We start from the raw sequence: 22,932 nt of genomic DNA, 5'->3' as shown, positions 1-22,932 counted from the left end.
GCTGCTTCCGTCACCTCGCCTGGTGAGCGGCCGGCAACAGCGGAACCTCAGGCCGCCGGCGGCGCGAGCACGGCGAGCAGGCGGAGCCTCTCGTGGCTCTCGCTCCCGGGCGTCGCGGTGTAGACGAGCAGGGAGTGGGACTGGTCGGGGTCCACGAGGCGCTGGCAATGGAGCTCCAGGGCGCCCACCTCGGGGTGGACGAAGCGCTTCGTCTCGTCGGGGCGGACGCCGACCTCGTGCCGCTCCCACACGCGGCGGAATTCTGCGCTGCGTCCGAGGAGGTCATCGGCGATCCGCGCAGCACGGGAACCGGGCCCCCGCCGCGCGGCGAGCTCGCGCAGCCCCGACGCGAACATCCGGGAGAGATGGTCGTGCTCGGACGGCGCATACCGATCGCGAGACGAGGGATCGGTGAACCAGCGGTAGCCGAGGCTGCGTGCGGAGCCGGCGAACCGCGACACGTCCCCGGTGAGGGCGATCGCCAGCGGTGTCTGCCGCAGGGTCTCGCCGAGCTCGGTGACGATCTCGGCCGCGGTGTCGCCCAGACGGTCGAAGATCCGCGCGAGCCCGGGGGCGACGTGATCGTCGCCGGAGCGCCGAGGCGGCGGCTCCTGCCCGGCGAGGCGGAAGAGGTGGTCGCGCTCGTCGAGCGAGAGGTGCAGCCCCTGCGCGATCGCCGCGAGCATCTGCGCCGACGGCTGCGGTCCCCGCTCCTGTTCGATGCGCGTGTAATAGTCCGTCGACATGTGGCACAGCGTCGCGACCTCCTCCCGTCGCAGCCCGTCGGTGCGCCGGCGCGCGCCGCGCGGAAGGCCGACGTCCTCCGGCTGCAGCGCGGCTCGTCGCCGCCGCAGGAACTCCGCCAGCCCTGCCCGATCCCGTTCCATCGTGCCTGCTCCCTCCACGTCGTCCCTCTTTTCTACGCCGCCGAGCCCAGGGATCCACGGATCGTCGATCCCTGGATAGCGGAGCGGCCTCGATGCAGCCTGAGGGGGACAGACCCGATCCGAGGAGCAGACATGTCCCGCCGTTCACCCGATCCCGACCTCCCCGACCTCTCCGGCCGCCGCGCCCTCGTCACCGGCGGAAGCGACGGGATCGGCCTGCGCATCGCCACCCGGCTCGCCGCGGCGGGCGCCGAGATCCTGCTGCCCGTGCGCAACGCGACCAAGGGCGAAGCCGCGGCGGCCGCCATCCGCCGGGACGTCCCCGGCGCGGTGGTCGTGCAGGAGAGCCTCGACCTCTCCTCTCTCGCCTCGGTCGCCGCGCTCGGCGACCGCCTGCGCACCGAGGGGGCGCCGCTGCACCTGCTCGTGAACAACGCCGGCGTGATGACGCCGCCGACCCGGCAGACCACGTCGGACGGCTTCGAGCTGCAGCTCGGCACCAACCACCTCGGCCATGTCGCGCTCGTCGCCGCCCTCCTCCCCCTGCTGGCGGCAGGCAGAGCACGGGTCACCTCGCAGATCAGCGTCGCCGCGCGACAGGGCCGGATCGCCTGGGACGACCTGAACGCGGAGCGCTCCTACGACGGGATGCGCGCCTACCGCCAGTCCAAGATCGCGTTCGGCCTCTTCGCCGTCGAGCTGGGGCGCCGCAGCGCCGAGCGGGGCTGGGGCATCACCAGCACCCTCTCTCATCCCGGTGTCGCGCCGACGAGCCTGCTCGCCGCCCGGCCCGAGGTGGGGCGTGACGGCGACACCCTCGGACGCCGTCTGATCGGCGCGCTGTCGGCACGAGGGGTCCTCTTCGGCACCCCGCAGACGGCGGCGCTCCCGGCGGTGCTCGCCGCGACCGTGGCCGACCCCGGCATCGGCGCCTTCTACGGACCTGCCGGGCCAGGGCGCCTCGGAGGCCCGCCCGCTGCGCAGCGCCTCTACGCCCCGCTGCGCAGCCCCGCCGAGGCTGCCAGGGTGTGGCAGGTCTCGCAGGAGCTCACGGGCGTCTCCCTCGACCGCTGAGGCGGCTCCGCGACCGAGGCGGCTGCCTGCGAGATCGCTGGGAGAGAGCGCGACCACCCTGCAGTAGCGTGGTCCTCCGGCGACGACGAAAGCACCCCCGATCTCGGGGCGATGTGATTCGCTCTCGCCACCGGGGGGCAGATCTCGGCACCGTGCGTGCACTGTCACCTGCCGGTGTGCCTGCATTGGGGGATGGAGGCACACCGGCTCCCTCTCCCCGCGACCGCTCCCTCCCTCGGGGAGGACCATCGCAGAGCGACCGTCGGCGAGGCCGCCTCGTGGTTGCGAAGCCGACCGGCACAGGTGGGAAAGCCGGCCCCCGCGTCAGGCCCTCCTTCTCTCGCCGTCACCTCGGAAGAGCCTGTTTCGATCGGCCATGAGACAATGGCCGCTGCATCTCAAGGACGGAGAGGGCCCCGACGCGTGGAGTTCCGTGACTACATGCGCATCCTGCGCAGAAGCTGGGCCCTGATCCTGATCCTGGCCGTCACCGGCGTCGCCGGCGGGCTCGGGATCTCCCTCCTGCAGCAGCCGAAGTACGTGGCCACCACCCAGCTGTACATCTCCGTCCGCACGACCGGCGCCGCCACCGTCGACCTCGTCCAGGGACAGATGTTCGCGCGGCAGATGGTCACGAGCTACGTCGACATCGTCAGCACGCCCCTGATCCTCGATCCGGTCGTGGCGAAGCTGGGCCTGGGTACGACGGCCGCCGAGCTCGCGGCGCAGGTCACCGCCACGGCTCGGCTGAACACGGTGCTCATCGACGTGAACGTCGCCGACAGCGATCCCGAGCGTGCCGCCGAGATCGCGAACGCCGTCGCCGCGAGCTTCACGTCGGCCGTCCAGAACACGCTGGAGCGGCCCGTCGGGAGCACCGAGGCCAGCCCCGTCCGGGTGACCGTCACCCAGCCGGCGACGACCCCGACCTCGCCGGCGAGCCCCAACCTGAGGCTCGTCCTCGCACTCGGGGGCATCCTGGGCCTCGCGGCCGGCATCGCGCTCGCCGTCCTCCGCACCGTTCTCGACACCCGGATCCGCACCCCTCACGACGTGGAGCGGATCACCAGCGCCCCCGTGCTCGGCCGCATCACCCGGGACCCCGACGCCGCCAAGCGGCCGCTCATCGTGCATGACGCCCCGCACGACCCCCGGGCCGAGTCCTTCCGCGCCCTGCGGACGAACCTCCGGTTCCTCGACGTCGACACCGCGCCCCGCATCTTCGTGGTCTCCAGCGCCAGTCCCGGCGAGGGCAAGACGACCACCGCGGCCAACCTGGCGATCGCGCTCGCCGAGACCGGTGCGAGGGTCGCGCTGATCGACGGCGACCTCCGCCGCCCTCGCATCGCCGCGCACATGGGCGTCGAGGGCGGAGTGGGGCTCACCGATGTCCTGATCGGCCGTGTCGAGCTCGTCGCCGCGCTGCAGAGATGGGGCCGGAACGACCTCTTCGTGCTCGCCAGCGGACGCATCCCGCCCAACCCGAGCGAACTGCTCGGATCCGCCGCCATGGACCACCTGCTCGCCCAGCTCGGCGACCAGGTCGACTACGTGCTGATCGACGCGCCGCCGCTCCTCCCGGTGACCGACGCCGCCGTCGTCGCCACGAAGGCCCGCGGCGTGCTCCTCGTCGCCGCCGCGGGCGAGACCAGGAGACAGGACCTGACCGGGGCCGTCCGCGCGCTCGGCGCCGCAGGAGCGGGGCTCCTCGGCGTGATCGTCACCAAACTGCCCCCCAAGGGACCCGACAGCTACGGTTACGGCGCTTACGCCTACGCGCCGACCGGGCGGAAAACCGCAGCCGCCACACCGGGCGGCGTGGAGAAGCGCGCGGACGACACCGCCATGGCGGAGCTCACCTAATCCGCGCAGGCGGGAGCGACCGCGACCGGGGTCGCCCTCGACATCGGCGTGGACCACACGTCCAGCGGTCCGTGCTCGGCGCCGAGCCCCTCGAAGCGGACGTCGATCGTGTGCACGCTGCTGAGGTGGCTCATGACGTGCACCTTGACGGCAGGACGGCCCAGATGCTGCCCCGCGCTGGAGACGACGGCGGGCTGCCCGTCCATGGTGACGCCGGCCAGCGTGGTGCCGACCGGCCCGTACAGGACCACATAGCTGCTGATGTCCGGCGCGGGGAAATACACTCCTCTGACGTAGTGCGGGAGCCCCGCCGCCTGGTCGGCGGTGAGCGTGGAGGTCAGCTGGACACGCCCCTCCACCGCAGAGCCGCTGCTGCACGCCTCGATCGTCATGTCGAGGTAGTAGCTCTTCTTCGAGCCCGTGTCGTCGTTGAGGTACACGCCGAGGACCGCGCTCTCCGCGTTGTCGGCCGGCATCCTGCCGCCGATCCTGCTGCCCTCGACGAGCCTTTCCTGGGACGCGTCCGAGGAGGCGTACAGGATCCGCCCCTCGGCCGCCGCGAGGGTCAGAGCCTCGACCAGCGCGCCGGTGTCCATGCCGCCCCGGGTGAGCGCGCCGAAGACGCTGTCGGCGGCCGCGGCGAAGAAGTCGTTCTGCGCGGCGGGGTCCTCGTAGCGGAAGTAGACCTCGTTCAACAGCAGCGGCACGGCGTTCTCGGCGGTGAGGGTGTCGCCCGTGGGCATGACGATCGGCCCCGTGGCTCGCAGCAGATACGACAGGGCGACCGGGTCGACCGAGAGGGCCGCGTCGAACTCGACGCCGAAGGTGTCGCGCCACCAGCCCTGCGCCACCGTCACCGCCTGCGGGAAGTCCGGGATCATCGTGAGGTCGGGCGTGTAGCGACCGATCTTGTCGCCGTAGATGTGCACCGCCTCGGGATCGAGCGGGATGACCGGGGTGGCCCTGGGCTGGACGAAATCACTGCTGTTGACGGCGCCGCCGATGCTCACCCTGCCCTGCTCCGCATGGACGGGGAGCATCACCGCGGCGTTCCCGCCGAGGCTCCGTGCCTCGGAGTTTCCCTGGAACATCAGCAGATAGTCGCGCGGCCCCGAGGCCCCGAGCGCGTCCGGCAGCATCCCCAGGACGTCGGCGGCGGAGCCGACGGCCTCCCTCGTCCCGGCGAGCTGCTCACGGAAGAGGGAGACGCCGGACGCGACCTCAGGGACGAGATCGGCGTCACGGACGTCCTCCACCCGGTCCGTGGCGGCGGCGAGCGCGCGGTCCAGATCGGCCAGCCCCCTCGCCGTCCGCGCGAGCGCGGGGAGGTCCCACGCGCCGTCCTTCGGCTCGATCGCCGACAGCCCGCCGTCGGTCATCAGGGCCGACACGCTGTCGGCGATCGTGCTCCCGGACTCGGTGACCACCCGCACGGCCCGCAGGTTCGCGGCGACCGGCAGCGGAACGGACTCCGCGATCGACCATGCGAACCCCTCGGTGCTCCGCCGCGCCTGCGTCATCTGCTCGGTGAACCGGGACACCGCCGCGGCGGCTCCCCCCTGGTCTCCGCCGAGGAGGGCGGCCTTCGCCGCGCGGGCGTCCTCGACCGCCTGCACCAGATGGGCCCTCGCCCTCTGCGCGCCGTCGTAGACCCCCTTCGCCACCACGCCCGCGACCACGCCGAGGACGAGGACCACGGCGCCGACGCCGATCCAGATCCACCGCGTACGGCGCCCGCGTGCACGCGCCGGGCGGACGTCGGGACCCACGTCGCCGCGCGCGCGTCGTGCAGGATGGTCGGACACGGGCTCATTCAATCAACGCGCCGTGGGGATCCCCCGCCGAGGAGCGTGAGCGAACCCGGATCCGCCTCTTTTCTCCCCCATCCCGCTCCTCTTTGTCTCACAGCTGTCGCTCACGTTCTCACCGCCGTCGCCCACGGCTACGCTGAGGCCGAGCTCCTCCGCATCGTCGCCGAACGATCCTCCTCTCTCCCCGGGGGACTCGTTTCCCGATGACCCCTCGTCGTCCCGGTGAAAGGCGTGCCCGGACGACCCTCCTCCCCCGAAGGAGACCCATGGAAGGCGCCCCGCGCGTGATCGTCGTCGGGCAGGGCTATGTGGGCCTGCCCCTCGCCATGAGCGCCGTGGGCGCCGGCCACCACGTGACCGGCGTCGACCTGGACCCGTCCCGCGTGCAGGCCCTCACGCGGGGCGAGTCGTACGTCGAGGACGTCGACGACGAGACGGTGCGCGACGCGCTCGCCGTCGGGCGCTACCACCCGACAGCGGACTACGCCAACGTCGACGGCTTCGACTACGCCGTGATCACCGTGCCCACCCCGCTGCTCGACGGGATTCCCGACCTCAGCTACATCGTGAGCGCCGGCCGCAGTCTTGCGCCGTCCCTCCGTCGCGGCTCCACGGTAATCCTCGAGTCGACCACCTACCCCGGCACCACCGAGGAGCTTCTCGTGCCGCTCCTCGAGACCGGCTCGGGACTCCGCGCCGGAACGGACTTCTCCGTCGGCTATAGTCCCGAGCGCATCGACCCGGGCAACAAGGTCTGGGGGTTCGCTCAGACGCCCAAGGTCGTGTCCGGCATCGATCCGATCTCGCTCGAACGCGTACGCGGCTTCTACGACACGATGGTCGAGCGGACGGTGCCGGTCTCCGGCACACGGGAGGCCGAGCTCACCAAGCTCCTGGAGAACACGTTCCGCCACGTCAACATCGCCCTCGTGAACGAGCTCGCGATGTTCGCGCACGAGCTCGACGTCGACATCTGGGAGGCGATCGACGCCGCGTCCACCAAGCCGTTCGGATACATGCGGTTCACCCCCGGCCCCGGGGTGGGAGGACACTGCCTGCCGGTCGATCCCTCCTACCTCGCCTGGCGGGTGAAGGAGGTCACCAACGAGTCCTTCCGCTTCGTCGAGCTGGCGAACAGCGTCAACGAGCACATGCCCGAGTACACCGTCGTCAGGGCGGAGCGGATCCTCGCCCCCGTCCCCCTCCGGGGGGCCACCGTGCTCGTCGTCGGGCTGGCGTACAAGAGCGACGTCGGAGACGTCCGTGAGTCGCCGGGTCTGGACGTCGTCCGTGCCCTGTCCGCCCGTGGCGCCCGGGTGCTGGCGACCGACGACCATGTGACCGAGCGCGACTGGCCCGCGGAGGCGGAGCGCGTCGCACTCGACGCCGCGAGCGTCGGGCGCGCCGACCTCACGATCGTCGTCACCCTTCACGACCGGATGGATCGCACGGTCCTCGAGGAGGCGGACGGCCCCGTCTTCGACACCCGCGGGCTCCTGAAGGGCCGCGTCCACCGCCTGTGAGCACCGCACGGCTGCGAACACGACAACGAGGACAGGAGACCGGATGAGCGGCATGAGGAGGGCGGTCTCCCGCCTGCTGCGCTGGGTCTGGCGATTCGGCGAGGTCACGTGCTCACGGTCGCGGAAGCTGCGACTCCGCCTCATGTACCCGGGATTCTCGGCGGACAGGGCCACGTTCATCGGCCCCGGCTGCGACATCAGGGTCGCCCCCGACGGGACCCTGCGCGTGACCGGATGCGCGGTGACCCGCAACGTCGTGCTCACCGCGGGCCCGGAGGCAGAGCTGATCCTCGCCGCCGACTACGTCGGCCCGAACTCGACCATCGTGGCCCGGGAGCGGGTCGCCGTCGGCCCCGGAACGAAGATCGCCGAGAACGCCGTGATCCGCGACGCCAACCACGACCACTCCGTCCCTCTGTCGGCGGGCCTTTTCACATCCGCCCCGATCGCCGTGGGCGCGGACGTGTGGATCGGCGCGGGGACGACCGTTCTGGCAGGCGTCAGGATCGGAGACCGGTCGACCATCGGCGCGGGTGCTGTCGTGACGCGGTCGGTGCCGGATGACGCCACGGTCGCCGGGGTCCCCGCCCGTCCCCTCTGAGGATCGTCCGGTCAGGCGCGCCGGCGGCGCAGGCACCAGGAGACGATGACGGAAAGGCCCGCGGCCATGAGCAGGAAGACGACGCCCCGGGCGACGGCCAGCCCCGCGCCGCCCCCGGCGGAAGCGGCCCCGGTGAAGAGGACGAACGCCACCGGCAGCGACACGACCCCTGCGATCGTCGCCGCCCTGGACCACTGGCCTCCGATCAGGGTCAGGTTGGCCAGGACGACGAGCGCGTACATGATCTCGCCGGGGATGAGCAGCAGCGTGAGCGCGACGGCATCGGCGTAGGCCGGACCGAACAGCGGCACGGTGAGGAACGCCACCGCGACGTACAGGACCGTGGCCGCCGAGACGGTCAGCAGGAGCGAGAGCCCGGCCAGCCGTGCGACGGCACGCAGGCCGCCGCCGGCCGCGATCCGGGGGACGGCGAGCTGGCCGACGGCGGTGGGGACGATCCGCAGCATCTCGCAATAGGTCGCCGCGAGCCCGTAGACGGCGACCGCGGCGAGGGACCCGTGTGCCCCGAGCACGAGGCGATCGCCGCGGGTGATCAGCACGAGGGCGAGCGGCAAGGCCATCGTCGCGATCCCCGCCCCCAGCAGCCGCGCGATGTCGCCGTGCTCCGCGTGCTCCCCGTGCTCCGTGCGTCTCGTGCGCAGCGTGCCGTTCCGGAACGCCGCGACCGCCGAGAGGACGGCGACCGCCGCCACGCCGCCGAACTGGCAGGTCGTCAGCAGCACGGCGGAGCTCTCGGCACCGGCGGCCATGGCGACACCCGCCGCGGCCGACATGGTCACCAGACCCGTGAGGGCGGCGGCCGCGGCCCACCGGGCACCCTGAGCGAACCGGGCGCGGGCGAACCGCGCGTCCACGAGCAGCGTGACGCTCACCTGGGCCGCCGTCGCGACCGCCATCGCAGCGGCCACGCCGGGGGTCGCCATCCTCGCGTCGACACCGGCGAGACCGTACGACACGAGCACGGCGAGCACAGCGCTCAGCGCGACGAGCAGCGCGCCGGCGCGAGTGAAGGCCACGACGAGGCGCTCTGCCCCCTCGTCCTCGTCCTCCACAAGGGGCAGCCGGGCGCGGAGCACGTTCCCCATCCCCGCACCGGAGAGGAGCGCCACGATCGCCGCCGCCGAGAGGATGAGGATCATGAGGCCCCGCTCGCTCACCGGCAGCCACGCCGTGGAGAGCAGGCCGGCGAGGGCGTTCGCCAGCAGCTGGGTGCCGGAGCCGAGCACCATCATCGAGACGGATCGGAGGACTGCTCTCATGGTGAGAGGCCTCGGTGTCTGCGCGGGGCGAAGGCCACGATCAGGACCAGCGCCCCGATCATGAGCTGGGGCAGGATCGGAGCGAAGGAGTTCCGCACGGCGGTGAGCAGCGGGAGCACCACGGCCGCCGCGATGGCGGCGCCGGCGGCCGTGGCAGGGAGCCGGTCGACGCGTGACATCACCCATCCGAGGATCAGCATGACGAGGATGACGCCAAGCAGTCCGAGGTTCCGGTATCCCTCCGCGATGGGGGAGCCGCCGATCGGGCCGACCCGGGTGAAGATCTCGACGTTGAAGAGACGCAGGTCCTGGTCGCCGGGGGGCGAGGGCAGGCCGAAGAGCCGTTCGACGAAGCGGACGACGGGCGCGACGAAGGTCACGCCGTTCATCGGCTCCACACCCGAGGACATCCACCTCTCCACCTGGACCACAGGGTAGAGCGAATACCCCATCTCCGCGGCGCCGTCGAGCGGGTCGATGCGCGTCCAGCCGCCTTCGAGGAGTCCCGTCAGACCGCGGGCGCGCGTCTGCCGGATGACGCTGATCATCGCCAGCACCCCGACCGCGACGACACCGAAGAGCCAGAGCCGGAGCGGCTTGCGCTTGGCCTCGACCATCACCATCGTCAGGAGGGGGAACAGCACAGGACCACGGAGCCCGAGCGGGAGCGCGACGGCGCCGAGGACGCCCATGGCCACCCAGCCGGCGACACGAGCGCGCCCCCGCGCCGCGACCATGAGGCAGAGGCCGAGGCCCAGCAGCAGCGTCCCGTAGCTGAAGGCGCCCTCGCCGTTGACGAGCTCGAGGAACTCGATGTAGCCGGCCTCTCCGCCCAGGCCTCCGTTGGTGACGATGGCGTACGCCACCGATACCGCCCCGATCGAGGTGAGGGTGATCGCCACCGGCGCGAGCCTCGCGCCGTCCACCCCTTCGAGAGGGGACGGCCTTCCCGCCGACGACCGCCACCGCCCCAGCAGGACGCCGACCGTCGCCGCCGCCACCCCGATCGTGGTCAGGACGACGGCGGGGCCGAGCTGTGCGGCGGTGATCCAGGAGTTGTCTCCGCCGCCGATCAACGCCTCGTCGCCGTGCACGGCGTAGGCGAACACGAGACCGCCGTGGAAGAGCGCGAAGACGAAGAAGTAGAGGAAGGCGCTCCCGCCCGCGCCGGCTCTCGTCGTCCAGGCCGCCAGGAGCAGACCTGCGAACGAGAACGCGAACAGGAGGGCCAGCGAGCCCGCCGACCAGCTCTCGCCGGCGAGCACCGCGACCAGGACGCTGATCGCGGCGATGAGAAGCGCCGCCGTGCCGCGCAGGAAGCCGCCCAGGGAACTGCGCGGCTGGTCGAGGCGCGGGAGCTCAGCGACCCCAGACCTCGACCCACTCATCGACACTCCTCTCGAGAACGAAGCGGGACTCGCGCAGCGTCGCGGCGATCCGCGACCTGGCGGGCCCGTCGACGTCGAGCGCGCGCTCCACGGCCTCGGCCCAGTGCCCCGCGTCGGCGCGAGGGTCCACCAGGATCACGCCAGGCAAGTCTGCCAGCTCCTCCAGCGTCGGCAGAGCGCTGGCCACCACCGGGACCCCGCTGGCGAGCGCCTCGAGCACGACACCGGGCAGCCCCTCCCGCAGCGAGGGGAGGAGCAGGGCATCGGACTCGCGCAGGATCGCCGGCACCTCGGACGAGGGTCCGGTGACCGTGAAGCGCGGGTCCTCGGGAAGGGGGCCGAGATCGTCCACGCCGCCGGGGCCGACCACCCTCATCTCGGCGTCCCGTCGCGCGACGAGGGCCTCGAAGACGGGCACGAGCACAGTCCTGTTCTTCTCCGGAGAGGCCCGTCCCACGTGCAGCACGCGCGCGCGACCACCCCGGCGCCCGGCGCCGGCACGCGCGGCGGGGTGGAAGCGCGAGGTGTCCACACCGTTCCCCAGGACCCTCCTGTCGGTCCGGAACATGCGATAGAGGAGGGCCTGCCTGCCCACGAGGAAGGAGAGCGCGGCCTCGCTCACACCGAGCACGTCGGTGGCGACGATCGGCAGCGCGACCCGCGACGTCGTGCGATAGACCGCGCGGATCGGGCCGCGTCCGTCGCCGGCGCTGTGCCCGCGCGCCACCCGCACCCGCACCCCCAGTCCGCGGATCGCGCCCAGCACCGCCGCGCTGGCGAGCGAGACGTGCGAGACGACGACGTGCGGACGCTGCGCGCGCACGACGCGACGCAGATCCCGCAGCCTCGCGAGCATCCCGCCGGGCGCGGCGACCAGGACCTCCGCCCCGGCCGCGCGGAACTCGCCGGCGAGCACGCCCTCCCGTCCGGACAGGCAGTAGAAGGTCTGCGCGAACTCCTCGGCGGGGACGGCCCGGCACAGGTCGAGGGCGACCGTCTCCGCACCGCCGCGGTCGAGACTCCCGAGGACGTGCAGCACACGCCGCGCCCCGGAGCCCTCCCCTGGCGAGGACCCCTCCTCCCCCGACGAGGACGCTCCGCCCGGTCCGAGCGCGAGCTCCCGCAGGCGCGCGGCCCACTCGCCCTGCGCCACGGCGCGCGCCTCCGCACCGTACGCCCTGGTGGCCTCCCGTCCCTTCCAGGAGAGCTCGCGCATCCGATCCGGCGAGCGCAGGGTCTCGAGAACGAGTGCGGTCATGGCCGGCACATCCCCCGGCTCGAAGGTCGCGTCGGCGGGCAGCAGCTCCGGCACGCCGCCGACCCGGCTCGCGATCGCGGGCGTCCCGAGGGCCATCGCCTCGATGAGGGCGCGGGGCATCCCCTCGGTGAGCGAGGGGAGGACGAAGAGCGTCGCGGCGCCGACGACGGCCTCCAGCTCGTCCCGTCGCGAGACGTATCCGGGGAAGCGGACCGCGTCGGCGACCCCGGCCCGGTGCGCGAGCTCGCGCAGGTGGTCGAGGTACCGGCCCGATCCGACGATGGTCAGGGTCGCCCCGGGGAAGGCGGAGAGCACGGCCGGGAACGACGCGATGAGGAGGTCGTGGCCCTTGTAGAGCTGGTCGGCCGAGCCGACGGTGACGATCGCGGGGGCCTCGTCCTCGCGGAGCCGCCACACCGGGCGCTCCGCGACGACGACGTCGGAGAACGCGTGCGTCGTCGCGCCGGGCGCCGCCGGATACCTCGACTGCAGCTGCGAGCGCGTCACGTACCGGACGGCGGAGGCGCGGCGCACCGTTCCGCGGGTGAGGCCGACGACGACGGGGGTGAGGAGGCGCGCCAGGCGCCCCACGACGCCGGAGCGGAGCACGCCCCCGGCGTCGCCGACGACCTGCGCGGCGAGCGGGACGCCGCGCCTGCGGGCGCTGATCCCCGCCAGCAGACCGATGAGCCCTGGAACCTTCACCACCGCGAGGGAGGCGCTGCGCATCTCGCGGCCGATGACGCGCCACGTGCGGAACGTGGCTGCCAGGGTCTGCCGCAGCCCGACGCCATACGGCAGGGCCACGAACCGGCCGGTGACCGGCATCCCCGTGGGCTCGGCGACCACGCGAGCGCGCGCGACGATCGCCGCCTCGGCCTCGGCGGGAAGGTCGGCCCGCCAGCGCTCTCCCGCCAGCGCGGCGTTGGCGGTGTGCAGGCGCCCCTCGGCGTCGATCTCGAACCGGTCCTCCAGCAGGACGAGGACCCGGCGGCCCTCGGGAGCGCTCATCCCAGCCCCTCCAGGACGACGTCGGCCACCCGTCCGGACGACGCGGTGCTGTCGAACCGCTCGACCGCCCTGGCCCTGGCGTGCTCCCCCATCGCCCGCAGCCGTCCCTCCCGCCACGCGGCGTGGGCCTGCTCCAGTCCGTGGCGGAGGTCTGCCGGGTTCCCCGCCTCGACGATCCATCCGGTCTCGCCCACGGACACGGTCTCGGGCAGACCGCCGGCGTCGGAGACGACCGAGGGAACGGCCATCGACGAGGCCTCCAGCGCCGCGCCGTGGTTCTCCGAGAGCGACGGGCTGACGCTCAGATCGGCCGCGGCGTAGATCTCCCCGACCTCGCGCACGGTGTCGAGCCAGGTGACGTTCATCGCGCCGAGGTCGCCGCCGGCCCGCGCCACGATCTCCTCGCGATATCGCTCCCCCTCGGGCCGGAACCCGCCGCCGACGATGACCAGACGCGCCTCGGGATGGTCCTCGGCGAAGCCCCGCCACGCCGCGAGGAGATCTTCGTGCCCTTTGATGCCCCGCCCGCGGTGCACCATGCCCTTCGGGGCGTATACGAACGCCACCATGACCGCCAGGAACGCGTCGTCAGCGACGCCGAGCGCCTTCCTGGCACGTCGGCGCGCGCGGACGCCCTCGGGCCGGAACGCGGCCGTGTCCACGCCATAGGGGATCGTCCTCAGCCGGTGAGGGGCGGCGCCCAGCCCGCGATAGATGCGCTCGATCGCTCCGGATCCGCAGATGATCGCATGGTCGGCCCGGTGCAGAAGCCGTTCGACGGCACGGATCGCCCGCGACTCCAGGTGCAGGGGTCCCGCGACCATCTGCACCCGGCGGACTCCCCTCCCTCCGAGCGCGAACCGCGTCGCGAGCGTGCTGGCGTAGAGGTGGTACAGGACGGCGTCCAGCTGCAGGGCGCGCAGCTCCCCGCGGAAGCGGACGAGGGCGGCGAGGTTCCCCGGCGACGGCCGGAGGGAGAACCGGTAGGGGGTGCGATGGATGACGACGCCCTCATCCTCCCGCGCCCGCTCGGCGAGGGCGTCGGTCAGGCGACCGCCCTCGTCCGGGACGACGACCACGACCTCGGCCGACCGGGCGCGGAGCGCGGCGATCTGGGGCAGGATCCACATCCCTCCCGCGCCGGTCTTCAGGACGATCCCCACCCGGCGGCTACGCACCGCTCTTCTCCCGGAACCAGGCGACGGTCTTACGCAGCCCGTCCTCCAGCGGGGTCTCCTCCACGCCGGGGAACATCGCGCGAAAGGCGATCCCGTCGGCCTGCGAGTCGCGGACGTCGCCGACGCGCGGGTCCACGTGCCGGGAGTCGACCTCACGTCCGAGCACCGACTCGAGGAGGTCGAGCATGCCCAGCAGGCTCGACCTCGTCCCCAGCGCGAAGTTGACCGGCGCCTCGCTGACGATCCTCTCCTCGACGCTGCGGATCAGGGCCTCGCACACCGTGCCGACGAAGGTGAAGTCGCGGGTCTGCCGCCCGTCACCGTGGATCTCGATCGTCCTGCCCTCCAGGGCGGCGGAGATGAACCTCGGGATGACCGCCGCGTAGGGGTGGTCGGGATCCTGCCGTGGCCCGTAGACGTTGAAGAAGCGTGCGGCGAGGGCGGGCAGTCCGTAGGAGAACCCGTAGGCGATGGCGTAGGCCTCGGTCGCCAGCTTGCTGACCGCGTACGGGCTCATCGGCCGGGTCCACTGCAGCTCCGACTTGGGCAGAGCGGGGTTGCTCCCGTAGACCGAGCTCGACGAGGCCACGACGACATGGAGACCGCCGTGGTTCCGCGCGGACTCGAGCACGGTGAGCGTCCCCGTCGCGTTGACCTCGTGGGTGGCACGGGGGAAGGCCACGGAACGGGGGACGCTGCCGATCGCGGCGAGGTGAACGATCGCATCCGTGCCGCGCACCGCGCTCCCGACCGCGTCCTCGTCGAGGATCGTCGCCTCGCGGAAGTCCACGTCGAGCCCGCGCAGGTTCTCGAGCCGCCCGGACGACAGATCGTCGAGCACCCTGACCTCGTGCCCCCGCCGGAGCATCCGCTCTGCGAGGTTGGCGCCGATGAACCCGGCGCCGCCGGTGATGAGGACCTTCATCGTGCCGGTACTCCTTTCACTGTCCGTCCCGGCTCCACGTCCTTCGTGACGCAGGCCGACGCCCCCACCGTCGCGTTCGCGCCGACCGTCAGGCCCTGCAGGACGCAGGATCCGGCGCCGACGAGACTCTCCCGTCGTACGCGCACGGCGCCCGAGACCACGGCCCCGGGGTTGACCGAGACGAAGTCGTCGAGCACCGCGTCGTGACCGATCACCGTCCCGGGGTTGAGGTGCACCGAGACGCCCAGCAGGACGTTGGTGGAGACGATCGCGCCGGCGCAGACCACGCTTCCGCGCCCCAGCCGCGTCAACGTCCCGACGACCGCGGTGGGGTGGACCAGGGGCTCGGCAGGCGTCATCCGCCCCCGCCAGCGTCGGGCGATGCCCGCTCTCGCCGCCGGGTCTCCGATGGCGATGATGGCCTGCACCTCTCTGACCCGCTCGAAGAACTCCTCTGCCGTGCCGAGGTGCGCGACGCCCATCCGGGTCAGCAGGTCCTCCGCGATCGGGCTCGGGGAGTCGTCGATCACGCCGAGGAGGTTCAGCGAGGTCGTGCCCACGGCGCGCGCGGCGAGGTAGGTGTCGATCGTCTCCCGTCCGAACCCGCCGGCGCCGACGATCACGAAGTCCGCCCTGCTCATTCCTCGCCGCTCCCTCGGAACTCCATCGCGCTGACCGAGCCCGCCGTCGCGATGCCCTGCCGGTGGACGACGACGCGGACGGTCCGCAGGACGATCGCGGCATCGAGGGCGAGGCTGCGCCGGTCGACGTACTCGACGTCGAGACGGAGCTTGCGCTCCCAGGAGATCCCGTTGCGCCCGTTCGCCTGCGCCAGACCGGTGATGCCGGGGCGCACCTCGTGCCGTCGCGCCTGCGCGGGGGTGTACCGCGGAAGGTACTCCACGAGCAGCGGGCGGGGCCCGACGAAGCTCATGTCCCCGCGCAGGACGTTCCACAGGGACGGCAGCTCGTCCAGGCTCGTCGAGCGCAGGATCCGTCCGAAACGGGTGAGCCGCTGTGCGTCCGTGACCATCCCGCGCCCCGGGTCGACCGCACGCATGGAACGGAACTTTCGGAGCGTGAACAGGCGTCCGTGGAGCCCAGGGCGGGTCTGGGCGAACACGACAGGACGGCCGAGGTTCACCAGGACGAGCACGGCGATCAACGCCATCGCGGGCGAGAGCAGGACGAGCGCCACCGCCGCCCCCGCCACGTCGAGCGCGCGCTTGGTCACGTCATAGCCCCGATGCGCCGCCACGCTCACCGCGCCCCGAGGAAGTCACGGATCCTGCCCAGGACGCGTTCGCGCTGCCGGAGGGTCAGCGCCGACCCGCTGGGCAGGGTCAGACCGCGGGCGAACAGACGCTCGGAGGCTCCCGTGATGATGCCACGATGCGTCGCGAACACCGGCTGCCGGTGCATGGGCTTCCACAACGGACGGCTCTCGATGTCGTCGGCGGCGAGCGCGGCGGCGAGCGCGGACGGCTCCCACCCCGCCTCGTCCGCATCGACGAGGATGGAGGTGAGCCAGACGTTGTCGTGCTCGTCGCCCTCGGCCCCGAACACCTCGACGCCGGGGACGTCGGCGAACAGGCGCTTGTAGGACTCGCGCATCGCGCGGCGGCGGGCGATCATCTCGTCCAGGCGTGAGAGCTGCGCCCGCCCCAATGCGGCGAGCAGGTTGCTCATCCGGTAGTTGTAGCCGATGTCGGTGTGCTCGTAGTGCGCCACGGGCTGACGAGCCTGCGTGGCGAGGTACCGCACACGAGCCGCGAGATCGCCGTCGTCGGTCAGGAGCATGCCTCCGCCCGAGGTGGTCATGATCTTGTTGCCGTTGAAGGAGACCGCCGACGCGCGTCCGAAGGAGCCCGCCGCCCTGTCCCCGTGCGTCGCGCCGAGCGATTCCGCCGCGTCCGGGAGCACCGGGACGCCGAACTCCTCCGCGATCGCGAGGATCGCGGTGTAGTCGACCGCCTTGCCGAGCAGGTCCACCGGGACGACGGCCGCGACGGCCGCGCCCTCGGCCCTGAGCCCCGCGAAGGCCTCGCGGAGCAGCTCGGGGTCCATGTTCCCGGTCGCCGGGTTGACGTCGACGAAGAAGGGCACGGCGCCGGTGTACACGATCGCGTTCGCCGTGGCCGCGAACGTCATCGTGGACGTGACGACGACGTCCCCCGGCCCGACACCGAGGGCGAGGAGGCCGAGATGGAGGGCCGCCGTCCCCGAGCTGAGGGCGACGCCGTGACTCACGCCGACGCGCGCGGCGACCTCGGCCTCGAAGGCGTCGACGTCCGGGCCGAGGGGCGCGATCCACCCCGAACGCATCGCTGCGACGACCGCCTGCTCCTCCCGTGCGGTGACGTCGGGCGAGGACAGGTAGATGCGCTCACTCACCGTTGCCGACCCCGATCCGCTCGACCGCCGCCGAGTTGTCCTCGCGTGGCGTGGACGACATCCTCGCCACCCATTCCTCGCGATCGAGCCGGTCCGGGGCGAGCGCCTCGGCATGCGCATGGGAGATCTTCGGGTGGAACGGCCGCGCAAGGCTCTCGTCCGCCCCGGCCAGCTCCTCGTGCAGCTTCTCTCCTGGCCGCAGGCCCGTGAAGACGATGTCGATCTGCTTCCCGGACATCGAGATCATGCGCTTGGCGATCTCGAGGATCGAGACCGGCTCGTCCATGTCGAGGATGAGGACCTCCCCCGCCCGGCCGATGCCGCCCGCCTGGATCACGAGCTGGCAGGCCTCGGCGATCGTCATGAAGTACCTCGTGGCCTCCGGGTGGGTCACCGTGATCGGCCCGCCGGCCGCGATGAGCGCCTGGAAGGTCGGAAGCATCGAGCCTCGGCTGCCGAGCACGTTCCCGAAGCGCACGGAGAGGTACCGCTGCCCCGAACGCTCCCCCGCCCAGGCGGTCAGCTTCTCGGCCAGGCGCTTGGAGTGGCCGAGGACGCTGGTCGGGTTCGCGGCCTTGTCGGTGGACACGTTCACGAAGTTCGTGACCCCAGAGCGCAGCGCCGCATCGAGCACGTTGCGCGTGCCGATCACGTTGGTCTTCCACGCCTCGTCGGGGTACTGCTCCAGCATCGGGAGGTGCTTCAGCGCCGCAGCGTGGAAGACCACCTCGGGACGACGGGCGTCGAAGATCTCGTTCAGCAGCCTGCCGTCGCGGATGTCGGCGAGCACGACCTCGTTGCTGTCGAGCAGACCGTGTCCTGCCGTCCCCAGCTGCGCGTTCTGGAGACCGGTCTCGTCGCGGTCCAGCATGATGAGCTCGCTCGGTCCGAACCGCGACAGCTGCCGGCACAGCTCGGAGCCGATCGATCCGCCCGCCCCCGTCACAAGGACCCGCTTGCCGGTGATGTAGCCGGCGATGAGCTCCACGTTGGTGTCCACGGGATGGCGGCCGATGAGGTCCTCGATCCGGATGTCCCGCGCGTCGACCCGGCTCGTCCCTCCCAGCATGAGATCGGTGAGCGAGGGGGTCACGACCACGCGCAGCCCTGCGCGCTCGCCGCGATCGGTGAGATCGCGCAGCAGCGCGCTGTCCGCGCCCCCGATCGCGATGACGAGGACCGTCGCGCCGGTGTGCCGCGCCACCTCGTCGAGATCGGAGACGCGTCCTCGCACCGGGACCCCGCGCAGGTGGAGCAGATGCTTCGCCGGGTCGTCGTCGAGCAGGGCCACGGGCCGGATGGGCGCCGCGGGGTCGGTCAGCACCGTGTAGAGGAAGCGGTCGCCCATGTGCCCGGCGCCGATGATGATCGCAGGCTCCGCGTCCCTGCCGGGCTTGCGCGCCTTGTCGAGCACGAGCCGGGCGAGGTAGCGCACCGCGAGCATGAGGACGAGGACGAGCGGCGCGGCGAGAAGGACGGTGCCCCGGGGGACGTGGACCGCGTTCCCCAGCGGGATCACGATGCCCGAGAGCGCCAGGGCGAGCCCGGCGACGACCGGCGCCAGCGACCGCACCTCCTCGAAGGAGCCGAGCGGGAAGCGTCCGCGATAGAGCGCGAGGCCGTACCCGACGACGATCTGCAGGATCCCTGCCCCGATCCCGAGGACGAGCGTGACGATCCATCCCCGCGGGGACAGGGTGAACTCCAGGCGGAGCGTGACGGCGAGCACGGTGCCGACCAGCCAGGCGGCGCCATCGGTCATCGCCAGAAGTCGCCCACGCTTCGGCGCGGGTCCTCCGGAACGGAGCTCGTGCCCCGTGTCGAGGACGTCTGACGGCACAATCCACCTTTCGGCGCGTTCCTGTTCCCGGAACCGCACTGCTGTTTCCTGGGATGGTCACACACCGCCTGAACGCCGCTCAGAGCCTCCTGGCAAAGAGGGGAGGATTCGGCAACAACTACGTCGTGAATCCGGGTTTTTCCTCGGCCGCTCGGGGCTGCCGCAGGCCCTGGCGCCGGCAGATCGTCCCCGGCGCTCGGCTCAGCGCCGCGGCGGCTGCGGCTCCCGCGCGATGAGCTCCGCGAACGCCGCGACCTCCTCCGGAGGGACGCCGTACCCGTGCTCCGGCGCCGGGTAGGCGCGGGAGGCGACGTCCGCGGCGTACCCGGCGATCGCCTCGGTCAGGAGCGTCCGCGCGTCGGCATAGCGCTTGACGAAGCGGGCGCGGGGACCTCGGTAGAGGCCGACGAGGTCGTGGAGCACGAGCACCTGCCCATCCGCCGCCGGCCCCGCCCCGATCCCGATGACCGGGACCCGCAACGGGGCGACCACGAGCTCGGCGACGCGCGACGGCACCGCCTCCAGGACGATCGCGAAGCACCCTGCGGCCTCGAGGGCCAGCGCGTCCCGGTACAGCGCGAGCGCAGCCTCGGCCGTCGTGCCCTGAGCGCGGTATCCGCTGAGCGACGTCGCCGTCTGGGGCGTGAGCCCGATGTGTCCCATGACGGGGATCCCGGCCTGAACGATCGCGCGCGCCCGCTCCACCGTCGTCCCCCCGCGCTCCAGCTTGACCGCGTCGCACCGGGCGTTCTTCACGAAGTGCTGCGCGGTGCGCACCGCCTGCTCGTCCGAGGCCTCGTAGGAGCCGAAGGGCAGGTCGACGACGATGAACGGCACCGCGGCGCCCCGGCTGACGGCGCCGGCGAGCATGGTCATCTCGTCAACGGTCATCGAGAGCGTGTCGGGGTGGCCGAGGACGGTCATGGCGGCCGAGTCGCCGACGAGGATCATGTCGACCCCCGCGTCCTCCGCGATCTGCGCCGAAGGGTGGTCGTAGGCGGTGACCATCACGATCGGCTCGCCGGCCCGCTTCTTGGCCGCGAGCGCGGCGAGCGTCGTCTTCGGCCTGCCCTCGGGCCGCGCGCTCACGAGGCGGCCGCCCGTCCGACCGCGTCCGCCCGGTCGGGAGGACCGGAGGGGACGTCGAGGAAGACGTTGTCGATCAGGCGCGCCCGCCCCAGCCGCACCGCGACGGCCAGGAGCGCGTCGCGGTCGAGGACGTCGATCTCGGTCAGCGTCTCGCGCTCGCGGAGCTCGAGGTATTCCGGGACGAGGCCCGCCTCGTCGAGCACCCGCCGGGCCGCGGCGACGATCTGTGCCGCGGCCGTCTCGCCGTCCGCGACGGCGATCTCGGCGGCCTCGAGAGCCCGGAAGAGGGCGGGGGCGCGGCGGCGTTCCTCCGCCGACAGGTACACGTTGCGCGAGCTCATCGCGAGCCCGTCCGCCTCGCGTCTGGTCGGGCACGCCACGACCTGCACCGGGAAGCCCAGGTCGCGCACCAGCCGGCGGACGATGATGAGCTGCTGTGCGTCCTTCCGCCCGAGATAGACGTCGTCCGGGACCACCACGGCGAGGAGCTTCGCGACGACGGTCGCGACCCCGTCGAAGTGCGCGGCTCCGCGGACCGCTCCGCAGAGGACGTGCGACAGCCCTCGCACACGGATCTGCGAGGAGAACCCCGCCGGGTACATCTCCTCGGCGGACGGGGCGAACACGACGTCCACACCGTGCGCCGCCGCGGTCGCGAGGTCCTGCTCCTCGTCCCGCGGGTACGACGCGAGATCCTCGCCAGGGCCGAACTGGATCGGGTTCACGAACAGCGACACGACGACGAGGTCGTCGTCCTCGCACGCCGCGCGCATCAGTGACACATGCCCCTCGTGGAACGCCCCCATCGTCGGCACGAGCCCGACCCTGCGTCCGTCGCGGCGAGCGTCCCTTGAGAGCCGCTGCATCTCCGCGACCGTGCGCACGATCCTCATCGACTTACTGTATCGCGTCCAAAATATCTGCGCGCCCTGTGAGGACGTCGCAAAGGCCGCGGCCGGCGTCGGGCGCACCTCCTCGCCTCCGTCGACAAGAGAGGAGTTGTCCCGTTTTCGAGCTGACTTCCTCACCAGAACGCCGTGGCGGCACGCGCCGAGGCCTCGGCTAAGACATGAATAGAGAACAGCCATCCGGGCTCTCCGCGCCTCTCGTTCGCGTGCGCGGACCGCGGTCCCGATGCAACGTCCCTGAGCGGGCGAGGCCTTCCGCCTCAGCCCCGGAAACACCGCGCGCCGCGCCGAGGAGAGAACGCCGATGCCGGAGATGAGCGGCCCGCCTGCCGGCGCACGGCCCCCCGGAGTCCCGGCGCCCGGGGCCGCGCAGCCTCGTGCCCATGAGGCCCCTGGGTTGCGTGGGGAGGTGGGGGGCTATCTCGTCGGTCTCCGTAAGAACTGGCTGATCCTTCTGCTGCTGCTGGTTCTCGGGGGCGGTGGCGGGGCGGTGCTCACGCTCGTGCTTCCGGCGAAGTATCAGAGCTCCACACAGTTGTATGTCTCGGCGCGCTCGGAGGGCGCGGCGACCGGTGACCTGGTGCAGGGCACGACCTTCGCCCAGCAGGTCGTGGCCAGCTACGTGGCCGTCGCCACGACGAGCCTGGTCCTCGACCCCGTCATCGACCGGCTCGGGCTGCCGATCTCCTCGTCAGCGCTCGCGTCCCAGCTCTCCGTGCGCACCCCGGCGAACACGGTGATGATCGACATCGCGGCGACCGACCGGGACCCGGAGCAGGCCGCGCGGATCGCGGATGCCGTCGCGGACAGCCTCTCCGAGGTCGTGCAGAACGTGCTGGAGAAGCCACAGCAGGGATCGACACGGAGCACCGTCACCGTCACCGTCGTCCAAGACGCGATCGTCCCCACAGCCCCCTCCAGCCCCAGCCTCGCCCTGTACACCGCCGGAGGCGCCGTCCTCGGGCTCGCCCTGGGGATCGGGATCGCGACGATCCGTACCCTCCTCGACACCAGGGTCCGGACCCTCGCCGACCTCAGGAGCAGCCTCGACGCGCCGATCCTCGGCGGCATCCTCTTCGACCCCGCCTCGCGGCGACAGCCCCTCATCGTGCAGGAGGACCCCGGGAGCCCGCAGGCGGAGTCCTACCGGATGCTCCGCACCAACCTCGACTTCATCAGCACCAAGGGACAGAGCAGGTCCTTCGTCGTCACGAGCGCGATGCCCGTCGCCGGCAAGTCGACCGTCAGCGCCAACCTCGCCGTCGCCCTCGCCCGATCCGGCGCCCGGGTCGCGGTCGTCGAGGCGGACCTCCGCAAGCCCCGCGTCGCGGACTACCTCGGCATCTCCGCCGGCCTGGGCCTCACCGACGTCCTCGTCGGACGCGCCGAGCTGTCCGACGTGATACGGAAATGGCGGATCGGCGAGCTCTACGTCCTCCCCGCAGGAACCCCGCCCCCCAATCCCAGCGAGCTCCTCGGCTCCTCGGCCATGAACCGGGTGGTCGCCGAGCTCGACCGATACTTCGACGTCGTCCTCTTCGACACACCACCCCTCCTGCCCGTCACCGACGCCGCCGTCCTCGCGGCGAGAACCCACGGAGCAGTCCTCGTCGCCGCATCCGGCAGGACAAGAAGGCAAGAGGTCGTCGAGGCCGCCCAGGTGCTGAAACGAGCCGGCGTCACCCTCTCCGGCGTGGTCATGACCATGCTCACCACCAAGAACACCAACGGCTACGGCGCCGCCATCCGCTACGTCGACGAGACCACGACGAACACCTGACCTCCGGCCACGCCCCCTCCCGGCGGCCGGCTCGTCCGAGCTGCACGCCGCGGAGGCCCCCGCCGGACGAGCCGTGCCGTGCGGACCGACGCAAGCCCACCGCCGCCGGCTCCGGCGGACGG

The 22,932-nt window shown here is 72.2% G+C and carries 18 protein-coding genes; 5 read left to right on the top strand and 13 right to left on the bottom strand.

Annotated elements, in window-relative coordinates; all coding sequences use genetic code 11:
- Positions 1-47: 47 nt before the first annotated feature.
- Positions 48-887, bottom strand: coding sequence for a helix-turn-helix domain-containing protein (locus ACP15J_RS10240; protein ID WP_424936887.1), 840 nt, complete (start codon positions 885-887; stop codon positions 48-50).
- 132 nt (positions 888-1,019) lie between these two features.
- Between ACP15J_RS10240 and ACP15J_RS10235 the strand changes: the two genes are divergently transcribed.
- Both ACP15J_RS10235 and ACP15J_RS10230 read left to right on the top strand, forming a co-directional pair.
- Positions 1,020-1,961: an SDR family oxidoreductase gene (locus ACP15J_RS10235; protein ID WP_424936886.1), complete on the top strand. Its 942-nt coding sequence runs from the start codon at positions 1,020-1,022 to the stop codon at positions 1,959-1,961.
- A gap of 423 nt (positions 1,962-2,384) precedes the next feature.
- Entirely contained in the window at positions 2,385-3,824 is a 1,440-nt protein-coding gene (locus ACP15J_RS10230) for a polysaccharide biosynthesis tyrosine autokinase (protein ID WP_424936885.1), read from the top strand.
- Here the strand turns inward: ACP15J_RS10230 and ACP15J_RS10225 are convergent.
- On the bottom strand, positions 3,821-5,629 hold the full coding sequence (locus tag ACP15J_RS10225; protein WP_424936884.1) for a DUF4012 domain-containing protein: 1,809 nt from the start codon (positions 5,627-5,629) through the stop codon (positions 3,821-3,823). The genes ACP15J_RS10230 and ACP15J_RS10225 overlap by 4 nt on opposite strands.
- Before the next feature lie 272 nt (positions 5,630-5,901).
- Here ACP15J_RS10225 and ACP15J_RS10220 point away from each other — a divergent pair, with 272 nt between their 5' ends.
- Both ACP15J_RS10220 and ACP15J_RS10215 read left to right on the top strand, forming a co-directional pair.
- Positions 5,902-7,158, top strand: coding sequence for a nucleotide sugar dehydrogenase (locus tag ACP15J_RS10220; protein ID WP_424936883.1), 1,257 nt, complete (start codon positions 5,902-5,904; stop codon positions 7,156-7,158).
- A 43-nt stretch (positions 7,159-7,201) separates the two neighbouring features.
- Complete coding sequence (locus ACP15J_RS10215) at positions 7,202-7,759, top strand: acyltransferase (RefSeq protein WP_424936882.1); 558 nt, start codon at positions 7,202-7,204, stop codon at positions 7,757-7,759.
- An 11-nt stretch (positions 7,760-7,770) separates the two neighbouring features.
- Here the strand turns inward: ACP15J_RS10215 and ACP15J_RS10210 are convergent, their stop codons facing one another.
- The 11 genes from ACP15J_RS10210 to panC all read right to left on the bottom strand — a co-directional run bounded on the left by ACP15J_RS10210 (position 7,771) and on the right by panC (position 21,015).
- Entirely contained in the window at positions 7,771-9,039 is a 1,269-nt protein-coding gene (locus ACP15J_RS10210; protein WP_424936881.1) for a lipopolysaccharide biosynthesis protein, read from the bottom strand.
- The gene (gene wzy / locus ACP15J_RS10205) at positions 9,036-10,427 is read right to left on the bottom strand and encodes an O-antigen polysaccharide polymerase Wzy (protein WP_424936880.1); all 1,392 of its coding nucleotides are present in this window, start codon (positions 10,425-10,427) and stop codon (positions 9,036-9,038) included. The genes ACP15J_RS10210 and wzy overlap by 4 nt, the downstream gene beginning before the upstream one ends.
- Entirely contained in the window at positions 10,399-12,696 is a 2,298-nt protein-coding gene (locus tag ACP15J_RS10200) for a glycosyltransferase family 4 protein (protein WP_424936879.1), read from the bottom strand. Before ACP15J_RS10200 ends, wzy begins: the two co-directional genes overlap by 29 nt.
- Positions 12,693-13,874: a glycosyltransferase family 4 protein gene (locus ACP15J_RS10195; protein ID WP_424936878.1), complete on the bottom strand. Its 1,182-nt coding sequence runs from the start codon at positions 13,872-13,874 to the stop codon at positions 12,693-12,695. The genes ACP15J_RS10200 and ACP15J_RS10195 overlap by 4 nt, the downstream gene beginning before the upstream one ends.
- The gene (locus ACP15J_RS10190) at positions 13,867-14,799 is read right to left on the bottom strand and encodes an NAD-dependent epimerase/dehydratase family protein (RefSeq protein ID WP_424936877.1); all 933 of its coding nucleotides are present in this window, start codon (positions 14,797-14,799) and stop codon (positions 13,867-13,869) included. Before ACP15J_RS10190 ends, ACP15J_RS10195 begins: the two co-directional genes overlap by 8 nt.
- On the bottom strand, positions 14,796-15,440 hold the full coding sequence (locus ACP15J_RS10185) for a NeuD/PglB/VioB family sugar acetyltransferase (protein WP_424936876.1): 645 nt from the start codon (positions 15,438-15,440) through the stop codon (positions 14,796-14,798). The genes ACP15J_RS10190 and ACP15J_RS10185 overlap by 4 nt, the downstream gene beginning before the upstream one ends.
- Entirely contained in the window at positions 15,437-16,033 is a 597-nt protein-coding gene (locus tag ACP15J_RS10180) for a sugar transferase (RefSeq protein WP_424936875.1), read from the bottom strand. The genes ACP15J_RS10185 and ACP15J_RS10180 overlap by 4 nt, the downstream gene beginning before the upstream one ends.
- Positions 16,034-16,059: 26 nt before the next feature.
- The gene (locus tag ACP15J_RS10175) at positions 16,060-17,193 is read right to left on the bottom strand and encodes a DegT/DnrJ/EryC1/StrS family aminotransferase (RefSeq protein ID WP_424936874.1); all 1,134 of its coding nucleotides are present in this window, start codon (positions 17,191-17,193) and stop codon (positions 16,060-16,062) included.
- Positions 17,186-18,955 carry a polysaccharide biosynthesis protein gene (locus ACP15J_RS10170; RefSeq protein WP_424936873.1) on the bottom strand — a complete coding sequence of 590 codons (1,770 nt, stop codon included), beginning with the start codon at positions 18,953-18,955 and terminating at the stop codon, positions 17,186-17,188. The genes ACP15J_RS10175 and ACP15J_RS10170 overlap by 8 nt, the downstream gene beginning before the upstream one ends.
- 279 nt (positions 18,956-19,234) lie before the next feature.
- A complete protein-coding gene (panB, locus tag ACP15J_RS10165; RefSeq protein WP_424936872.1) occupies positions 19,235-20,122 on the bottom strand; it encodes a 3-methyl-2-oxobutanoate hydroxymethyltransferase in 888 nt (295 codons plus the stop codon).
- Positions 20,119-21,015 carry a pantoate--beta-alanine ligase gene (gene panC, locus ACP15J_RS10160; RefSeq protein ID WP_424936871.1) on the bottom strand — a complete coding sequence of 299 codons (897 nt, stop codon included), beginning with the start codon at positions 21,013-21,015 and terminating at the stop codon, positions 20,119-20,121. The genes panB and panC overlap by 4 nt, the downstream gene beginning before the upstream one ends.
- A 424-nt stretch (positions 21,016-21,439) precedes the next feature.
- On the opposite strand from panC, the gene ACP15J_RS10155 reads away from it, so the two are divergent.
- A complete protein-coding gene (locus ACP15J_RS10155; RefSeq protein WP_424936870.1) occupies positions 21,440-22,810 on the top strand; it encodes a polysaccharide biosynthesis tyrosine autokinase in 1,371 nt (456 codons plus the stop codon).
- The last annotated feature ends 122 nt before the right edge of the window (positions 22,811-22,932 follow it).

The sequence above is a fragment of the Microbacterium sp. S308A+ genome (assembly GCF_049800815.1).
Classification (GTDB): domain Bacteria; phylum Actinomycetota; class Actinomycetes; order Actinomycetales; family Microbacteriaceae; genus Microbacterium.
Note: the sequence above shows the minus strand (reverse complement) of the source record. Positions and strands in the feature narration are given on the sequence as shown.

What these genes read in the sequence shown, in the direction of transcription:
- ACP15J_RS10240 (WP_424936887.1), bottom strand. Translation starts at nt 887, where the DNA reads ATGGAACGGGATCGGGCAGGGCTGGCGGAGTTCCTGCGGCGGCGACGA.
- ACP15J_RS10235 (WP_424936886.1), top strand. Translation starts at nt 1,020, where the DNA reads ATGTCCCGCCGTTCACCCGATCCCGACCTCCCCGACCTCTCCGGCCGC.
- ACP15J_RS10220 (WP_424936883.1), top strand. Translation starts at nt 5,902, where the DNA reads ATGGAAGGCGCCCCGCGCGTGATCGTCGTCGGGCAGGGCTATGTGGGC.
- ACP15J_RS10215 (WP_424936882.1), top strand. Translation starts at nt 7,202, where the DNA reads ATGAGCGGCATGAGGAGGGCGGTCTCCCGCCTGCTGCGCTGGGTCTGG.
- ACP15J_RS10210 (WP_424936881.1), bottom strand. Translation starts at nt 9,039, where the DNA reads ATGAGAGCAGTCCTCCGATCCGTCTCGATGATGGTGCTCGGCTCCGGC.
- wzy (WP_424936880.1), bottom strand. Translation starts at nt 10,427, where the DNA reads ATGAGTGGGTCGAGGTCTGGGGTCGCTGAGCTCCCGCGCCTCGACCAG.
- ACP15J_RS10200 (WP_424936879.1), bottom strand. Translation starts at nt 12,696, where the DNA reads ATGAGCGCTCCCGAGGGCCGCCGGGTCCTCGTCCTGCTGGAGGACCGG.
- ACP15J_RS10190 (WP_424936877.1), bottom strand. Translation starts at nt 14,799, where the DNA reads ATGAAGGTCCTCATCACCGGCGGCGCCGGGTTCATCGGCGCCAACCTC.
- ACP15J_RS10185 (WP_424936876.1), bottom strand. Translation starts at nt 15,440, where the DNA reads ATGAGCAGGGCGGACTTCGTGATCGTCGGCGCCGGCGGGTTCGGACGG.
- ACP15J_RS10170 (WP_424936873.1), bottom strand. Translation starts at nt 18,955, where the DNA reads ATGACCGATGGCGCCGCCTGGCTGGTCGGCACCGTGCTCGCCGTCACG.
- panC (WP_424936871.1), bottom strand. Translation starts at nt 21,015, where the DNA reads ATGAGGATCGTGCGCACGGTCGCGGAGATGCAGCGGCTCTCAAGGGAC.